We start from the raw sequence: 7,945 nt of genomic DNA, 5'->3' as shown, positions 1-7,945 counted from the left end.
CCCGTTTCACGTAAAAAGCTAGCGAATGCTTCATCGGGAATCTGTTCTACGAGATCATTGACGGCGTAGGCAATATCATTTTCTTGAAGTTTTACTTCTAAATCTAGCGGTAAAATGATTTGATTCATGGTATAATGTTTAAACATAAGGATACCTCCGTTAAGTTATTGTGTGGTTACTTTAATTTTATCAGATGGTATCCTTATTTAAATCCTAAAAATTACTAAAATCTAAAAATGTAAAATAAAGAGTGGCACTCACCCCAACTCATCAGGGTGAGTGCCACTCATTTTTTATTTACTGTTTTGTCCCAGCCTCTTCATTTTTTACAGTTTAAAACGTTGCACAACATCTTGAAGTTCTTCCGCCATTTTGGCAAGGCTTTGAGCAGAAGAAGTGATTTCAACCATGGAAGCAGATTGTTCTTCAGAAGAGGCCGCTACATTTTGGGAATAGCTTTGTGCCTCTTTCGCTACTTCAGTAGTTTGATTGATATGAGTAACCATTGTCGTCGCTTGTGAATTAATTGTGTCAATGGCTGTTGCGATTTCATGAACTTGAGTCGTAACGTTTTCGACGGCAGTGACAATATCAGAAAAGGTCACACTCGCTTGATCTACATAGTGGATGCCGTCATGAACAGCTGTTTTGACACTACTAATAGAATGTACCGAATCTTTAATGCCAGCTTGGATTTCATCAATTAAAAGATTAATTTCACCAGAAGAATGGGCTGTTTGTTCTGCTAACTTTCTTACTTCGTCGGCAACAACAGCAAAGCCTTTTCCATGTTCGCCTGCTCTTGCAGCTTCAATGGCTGCATTTAACGCTAGTAAATTCGTTTGTTCGGCAATTCCAGTAATTAACGAAATTATTGATCCTACTTTTTTTGATTTATCGCCTAGTTCATTAATTTGGCTCGATGATTGCTCTGTGTTGCTATCGATTTGTTGCATTTGCTTTAATGCTTTTTTAATGACGTCAACACCATCTTTAGCAGCGATGCTAGTATTAGATGAAGATGAATTAACATTCTCCATATTCATAGAAATTAGCTGAAGATGTTCTGCAATGTCACCTGCTGCCAAACTAGCTTTCTCTGAACTTTCTACTTGAACATCAGAACCATTAGCAACTTCTTGAATTGATAAGCTAATTTCCTCAGTAGCACGACTTGTTTCTTGAGAGCTTGCGCTAAGTTGTTCAGATGTGGCAGCAACGTATTCAGATGAAGTTGAGATGTTTTCTAAAATCGACCGTAAATTTTCTTTCATGCTATTAATGGCTGTACTTAACTTTCCAAACTCATCTTTGGATCGAACAGCAATATCGTCGACTTGCAAATTACCGTTGCTAATTTCAGTAGCAGTATTTGTAAGTGTATTTAAAATCGAGCTTGTTGCTCGGCTGAAGAAATATACAACAGCTACACCTAGTAAAAGTGCGACGAACATAGCAATGGAAGTACCAAGTTTTGCTTGTTCCATTTGTTCATTAGCATGTAAACTAATTTGTTCAGATTGTTGTTCTAATATTTGAACGAGTTGAATGACTAGTTCATTTGTTTCTCGACGAGTTTGAATAAGCTGTTCAAGCTTTTGTTCATCGTTTGTTTGAATAATAGCAGCTACTAACTCGTTAAAAGTGCTATTATTTTCTTTTATTTGATGATGGAGTTGTTTCATTTCTTCTGTCGTCATTTCAGGTTCAACTTTTTCTAATAGTGTAATAAGTTGTCCATCCCTGTCATCATACACCTCTTGCCTGTAATCGCGACCAATTAAAAAGTCAGAAACTTGAATATATTTTGAACGGAATTGAGAGCCAATTTCTGATACTGAAACAGCACTTTGACCTGTTTGTTGCACTTGCTGTAAATCTTTCTCTACTTGATTAAATTGGATAAATACAAACGCAAATACAAGTAAAAAGATGGAGATGACAAGGGCAAATCCAATCGATAATTTCCATTTAACAGAAAGGTTACGGAACATTTTCATAATTCTATCTCCTTAAAAGTTTTTATGTAAAACTATTGTACCTCATACGTGAGGAGCCGTATATCATTATTTTCGACTTTTTTCGACATTTTTCTTATAAAAAAGCACCATTATTGAAAAATTTGTCCACCTTTTTCTAGAACTTACTATTTAATCATGAAAAAAAATGATAAACTGTAATGAAAATCACTACATATTTTTTAAGGTTAAGGTGAAAAATGAATGACACGGAGTGTGATTACAACATATGAGATTAAGATTGACAAAAAGTATTCCCAACATGTTCACGTTAGGGAATTTATATTGTGGGTTTTTATCGATAGGGTTTGCGGCTAGTGGTCAATACAATAATGCTGCAATTTTAATTTTAATAGGGATGATGTTAGACAGTATGGATGGAAGGTTAGCAAGAATGCTAAATGCTGACTCTGAACTAGGGAAAGAATTAGACTCGCTTGCTGATATTGTAACGTTTGGCATTGCACCTTCGTTTTTAGTGTATTATACGTATTTTCATCAGTTTGGTAATCTAGGTTTTATTGTAGCAGGATTATTTCCGTTATTCGGTGCTTATCGACTTGCACGGTTTAATATTAGTACGAAAACCGCATCGAAACATTACTTTACAGGTGTTCCGATTACAGCGGCTGGAGGGATTTTAGCTTTATTAACGTTATTTGGCTACTGGATTCCTCAAATTGTAACAACCGTTATTTTTACTGCTCTTTGTTTTTTGATGGTAAGTAAACTTAGAATTCCGAGTTTAAAGGAAGTACCTTTACCAAAGTATGGGACAATTATTACGCTGTTTTTAGGCTGTTTGTTATATGTTATTTTTAAAGGGACATATAGTCAATTCCCATATTTAATCTATATCGCAGCGCCATTGTATGTTGCTTTTGTCGCTTATCGTTTTATTAAAGGAAAAAATAAAAAGCATATTGAATAAAAAAGTCCGATTCGGGCTTTTTTTATTTTTCAAAAAAGACATGTGTCGCTTTTACTTTTTCATTGACAGTAAGAATTCCATAAGAATATTGCTGCTGTCTTCGTTTATCCGTTAATGAGCCAGGATTAAATAAAAGAATGTTGTCGAGTTTTTTTTGGACTGGGATGTGGGAGTGCCCAAAAATAATGCAATCGACATGTTCGTCTCGAAAAGCGTTAATGGCTCGTTGCTCGGTTGTCCCTTTTTTTCCGTGTCCATGTACGACACCAATGTTGAATCCATTGATATGGATTATTAGTGTTTCGTTAAAATGTTCGTGCATGTCTGGTCCATCAACATTTCCAATGACTCCTTTGACAGGACAATATTGTTGTAAGGTAGTATAAACATCCATAGTTTGCCAGTCCCCAGCATGGATAATGAGATCGGCTTCATCAATACGGGATATAAAAGCTTCCGGTAATTGTTTTGCTTTTTTCGGGATATGCGTATCGGAAATAACAAAGATATTCATCAGAGTCTCCTTTTATTTGATTGTTTTATTCTTTTTATTATACAAAAAAAGATGTTGAAAAAAATTACCAATCACTTTATCATTAAAAATGAAATTTCCAAATGAATAAATCTAAGCGGAAGTATAGGTGTCTAAATATAGACCTAACAGGGAATCTGGTGAAAATCCAGAACTGTCCCCGCAACTGTAAGTGCTGACAAAATGATTGAAAACCACTGTACGATCTAAAGTACGGGAAGGATTCATGGAGAATGATGCACAAGTCAGGAGACCTGCCTACACTTCCTTAGTTTCTGTTCTTCGGGAGGAAAGAATGTGAAGCGGCATCAGTTTATTTTTATTATGCCTACAACTTTGCCGTTTTTTAACCCTACATTCTTTTTTGTAGGGTTTTTCTTTATATCATTTGAAGGGAGCGATAATATCTCATGAACTAGTAGAAATCAACTATCATAGTTTGATTTGAAAACGGATAGTTATTATTGTTATGTAAAAATACATAAAAAGGGGAGAGTACGATGAAAAAATTTCGTCCCATTATCGTAAGTAGTTTTGTCGCTGTTGCTTTAGTGGCTTGTAATGAACCGACTGAAGAAGTAGACCAAGAAGCTGAACAAGTTCAGCCTGACGTGACAAATGATGAAGTAGATGAAGAGCCTGAACAGGAAGAAAATGAACAACCTTTAGAGGAAGTAAAAGAAGAGGATGAGAAAAAAGAAGAAGAAGGAATTGGTCATCACCATGATTTACCTTATGAATGGAGTGGTAGCTTCGAATTAAAAGAAGGAACGTATACATTAGAGCTTCCGGAAAATGAATTTGGGGATGAATCAATGCTTATCGCATTTATTTTGGAAAATAGTAATATAACAGATTTGGATCACCATGCCGCTCATATTTTAGAAGCGGATGTAGAAGATGTTACACAAGGTAGTTCGTTTGAGGCGATGAGTGAATATGGCTATAACCTCATTTTAAATTCAAACGGGTCCTCGTCATTTACGTTTACAATTACAACTAGCGGAAGCTATAAAATATATACCGAGCACGTTGCTGATGAATTTGATTTATCCATTGTAAATGAGGCTGGCGAAACGATCCAAGTTGAAAATTCGAAGGAATTTGAAGGTCATGGACATAGTCACGACCATGACCATGACCACGACCACGATGATGATGAATAGGAAGTGGTTGTAATATGCATCTTGCAGACGGTGTGTTAAGTTTTCCTGTTGCTGCGACAACGAGTATTGTCGCAGCAGGCTTTGTTTTTCATTCCATCCGTGGACTAAAAGAAGAAACGATCCCAAAAGTGAGTTTAATGACCGCGACTTTTTTTGTTTTATCTTTAATAAGTATACCAGTTGGCCCTAGCTCAGTTCATCCTTTGTTGTGTGGGCTCATGGGCATAATATTAGGAAGAAGAAGCGCGCTTGCCATTTTTATCGGGTTACTATTGCAAGCACTATTGTTTCAACATGGAGGGTTGACGACACTAGGAGCGAATGTATTGATGTTAACCATTCCAGCGTTACTCTGTTCTTTCCTATATCAGACACTCACTAAAGGTGGACAAGCCCGATTAAAAGTGAGTGCTGCTCTAGTTGGTGGCATCGGTGTTATTGGAGCTGTGTTTTTATTAGTTGCTTTATTAACGGCAACGAGTTCGTTTTATAGTGAAGGAGTAGTTTCTGTTGTACGAATTTTACTTATTTCACATATTCCTTTACTCGTAATTGAATCCGTCCTTACTCTGTTTATTATTGGATTCCTTGCTAGGATAAAACCAGACATTGTGATGGCTATGCAAAAACGAAAAGGATGGTAGAACAATGGCGACAACGTTTATTGAAGAAATTAAAACGATTGACCCAAAGTTAAGCTCATTTTCTTGGGGAGCAACTTGGGAACCGAGAACGAAATGTGTTACTTGTTTTATAGTTGCATTTGGCATTGTCTTTTTGAAAAATGTGTTCGTTCTTACATTTTTATTGTGTTCGATGATTGTCATTGTATTATCGATGCAGTTTTCAGTCCGTTTTTTAAGTTCAAAGCTTGTTCTTCTTTTACCATTTTTACTCTTGCTAGCGGTTCCTATACTAATTTCAAAAGGATTTCCAATTGAAAAGGAATTATATGTTTTTGCTGTAACATTAATGTTAAAGTCGACCAGCTCTCTGCTTGTGATGATGATATTAATATTAACTCAACCTGTTTCCAAATTGGTGCAGGCCTTAACAGCGTTAAAAGTTCCTTCTGTTATTGTAGCAGTTTTAACGATAACGATTAATTATGTTCAATCGATTCATCATACGGTTGTCCTATTTTATAAGTCGTTAAAATCAAGGTTATTTCATGCATCGTTTACAACTTCTTCAATGAAAATATATAGCAGTGTTATGGCTGGGATACTTATGAAATCTGTGGACCAATCAGATAAATTATATCGCGCAATGGCTGCACGTGGTTTTTCGGGGACGATACCGACTACATCACTTAAGCCAATTCAAAAAATGGATTGGATTAAGTCCGTTGGGTTTTTATTGTTTATTTCTTTATTAATGATCATTGATAGGTGGGGGGTGTCATAACATGATAGTATTTGATTCTGTTTCTTATCGGTATAACAACGATGCCCTTGCCTTAGAGAATTTGTCCTGTACATTGACAAAGCAAAAAGTTGCATTACTTGGAGCTAATGGAAGCGGGAAATCAACATTATTACAACATGTAAACGGTTTGCTTCTTCCTGATTCAGGAATGGTCTCGGTAGACGGGGAACATGTTACAAAACAAAATTTGCAATCGATTCGGAAGACAGTTGGGATTGTTTTTGATAATCCTGAAAATCAATTGTTCGCCCCGACTGTGTATGATGACATCGCTTTTGGTCCACGAAATAAGGGATTAGGTGAAGAAGAAGTAGCTGTTATTGTTCATGACGTTCTTAAGTTGCTTCAAATTAGTGAGCTACAGGAGCGGATGCCATACCATCTTAGTTTAGGTCAAAAGAAAAAAGTGGCTATTGCTGGTGTTCTAGCGATGCAACCACAAGTCCTTTTGTTTGATGAACCATTTTCAGGTTTGGACCCAATTTCATTACAAGAGTTTCTAAAGTTGTTGGAAGTTTTATCGGATAAAGGTCATACCATTGTTGTTACAACCCATGATGTTGATGTTGTATATGGGTGGGCAGATGAGTGTGTCGTGCTACAGTCGGGGAAAGTGCTTGTGCACGGTACGGTTGAAATATTAGAAGACCGTGAACGGATGACAAAAGCAAAATTGACAATTCCAACTTTAGTACAGCTATTTGAGCATACTTCATTTCGACCAAAATCAATTGAAGAAGCGAAAATGTATGTTCAAAAAAAGGAGAAAGTATGGTAATAGGATAAGGAGTTTGACATGCCAAAAAAAGTTTGTGTTTGTTTATTCATTGTTTTTTTTATCATGGGAAGCCATGTTTATGCTCACAAAATGCTAATTGAACCTCTTGAACAAGGCGTAGTTAAAGTGCATTATGAGGATGGAAGTTTTTCTACAAGGACAGTTGTGTCTGTTTATGATGAAGATGAAGGACTACTTGAAGAAGGGAAATTAGATGAGCACGGATATTTTTCCTACGATAATATAGATGGTGCCTATTTATTAGTAGCAGATGATGGGATTGGGCATAGAGTGGAATGGATAGTTGGAGAAGAAAGAGAAACGACCATTTTTACTGAAAACAAATGGTTAGTTGTTTCTGTTGTTCTTGTTTTGCTTATTGGAATTGCTTTGTTATTTCAAAGGAAAGCATTTCGAAAAAAGCAGAACAATGAAATAGGATAAAGATTGAGGTTTACGAGGCGTTCTTTATGCGCTTCTTTTTTTTGTTGAGAAATTAGATTTAATTCCCAAAATTTGGAGTTAACAATTTTATTGTAATAGATTTTAATAAATGTTATATTATTTCTTGTCGCTAAAAACGGCACACGATAATGAAGGAAAACATCTTACAAACGTTCTCGTTTTTTTCCAGTAATTTGATATTGAAATAAGAACAGAAATGATGGTAAGATAGTTTTTGTCGCTTCAAGCGAACCTCACTTTTAACACAATTCCAACGATCAGTTGATGGTATTTACCAAAAATTAGTTGTTGTCATGAATGTTGAAAAGGTGGTATGATTTTATTCTGTCGCTTTTTGACAGCCGGTGTCTGACACCGCAAATAGCTCTTTGAAAACTGAACAGAAAAAAGCCAAGCGAATGAAATGAAATGAATTATTTTTGAGCTATATCAAACACTTTTATGGAGAGTTTGATCCTGGCTCAGGACGAACGCTGGCGGCGTGCCTAATACATGCAAGTCGAGCGGACTTCATGAGAGAACTTGTTCTCTTTTGATGTTAGCGGCGGACGGGTGAGTAACACGTGGGCAACCTGCCCTGTAGACTGGGATAACATCGAGAAATCGGTGCTAATACCGGATAATAGA

Annotated in this window: 8 protein-coding genes, 1 rRNA gene and 1 riboswitch; of the genes, 7 read left to right on the top strand and 2 right to left on the bottom strand. The window is 36.2% G+C overall.

From position 1 onward, the window contains the following. Positions 1 to 326: 326 nt before the first annotated feature. Entirely contained in the window at positions 327 to 2,000 is a 1,674-nt protein-coding gene (locus tag T323_RS26925) for a methyl-accepting chemotaxis protein (RefSeq protein WP_051556565.1), read from the bottom strand. Positions 2,001 to 2,247: 247 nt separating this feature from the next. Between T323_RS26925 and pssA the strand changes: the two genes are divergently transcribed. Further along, positions 2,248 to 2,949 (top strand): CDP-diacylglycerol--serine O-phosphatidyltransferase, encoded by a 702-nt coding sequence (gene pssA, locus T323_RS0115640; protein WP_026674106.1) that lies wholly within the window; start codon positions 2,248 to 2,250, stop codon positions 2,947 to 2,949. Positions 2,950 to 2,971: 22 nt separating this feature from the next. On the opposite strand, the gene T323_RS0115635 is transcribed toward pssA, so the two are convergent. Beyond that, the gene (locus tag T323_RS0115635; RefSeq protein ID WP_026674105.1) at positions 2,972 to 3,463 is read right to left on the bottom strand and encodes a metallophosphoesterase family protein; all 492 of its coding nucleotides are present in this window, start codon (positions 3,461 to 3,463) and stop codon (positions 2,972 to 2,974) included. Positions 3,464 to 3,571: 108 nt separating this feature from the next. Continuing rightward, positions 3,572 to 3,757: riboswitch (cobalamin riboswitch) on the top strand. A 224-nt stretch (positions 3,758 to 3,981) separates the two neighbouring features. Between T323_RS0115635 and T323_RS0115630 the strand changes: the two genes are divergently transcribed. The 6 genes from T323_RS0115630 to T323_RS0115605 all read left to right on the top strand — a co-directional run. After that, positions 3,982 to 4,647 carry a hypothetical protein gene (locus tag T323_RS0115630; protein ID WP_026674104.1) on the top strand — a complete coding sequence of 222 codons (666 nt, stop codon included), beginning with the start codon at positions 3,982 to 3,984 and terminating at the stop codon, positions 4,645 to 4,647. A 14-nt stretch (positions 4,648 to 4,661) separates the two neighbouring features. Further along, complete coding sequence (cbiM, locus tag T323_RS0115625) at positions 4,662 to 5,291, top strand: cobalt transporter CbiM (RefSeq protein ID WP_026674103.1); 630 nt, start codon at positions 4,662 to 4,664, stop codon at positions 5,289 to 5,291. Positions 5,292 to 5,295: 4 nt separating this feature from the next. After that, positions 5,296 to 6,054, top strand: coding sequence for an energy-coupling factor transporter transmembrane component T family protein (locus tag T323_RS0115620; protein WP_026674102.1), 759 nt, complete (start codon positions 5,296 to 5,298; stop codon positions 6,052 to 6,054). A gap of 1 nt (position 6,055) precedes the next feature. After that, complete coding sequence (locus tag T323_RS0115615; protein ID WP_026674101.1) at positions 6,056 to 6,853, top strand: energy-coupling factor ABC transporter ATP-binding protein; 798 nt, start codon at positions 6,056 to 6,058, stop codon at positions 6,851 to 6,853. Positions 6,854 to 6,871: 18 nt separating this feature from the next. Beyond that, a complete protein-coding gene (locus T323_RS0115610; protein WP_026674100.1) occupies positions 6,872 to 7,297 on the top strand; it encodes a hypothetical protein in 426 nt (141 codons plus the stop codon). Between the two features lie 459 nt (positions 7,298 to 7,756). Next, positions 7,757 to 7,945, top strand: a 16S ribosomal RNA gene (locus T323_RS0115605); the annotation flags it as partial.

Origin of the sequence: Alkalihalobacillus bogoriensis ATCC BAA-922 (genome assembly GCF_000621445.1) — a bacterium.
GTDB classification, from domain to species: Bacteria; Bacillota; Bacilli; order Bacillales; family Bacillaceae_F; genus Bacillus_AO; species Bacillus_AO bogoriense.
The sequence above is the reverse complement of the archived record's forward strand: the minus strand, read 5'-3'. Positions and strand labels throughout refer to the sequence as shown.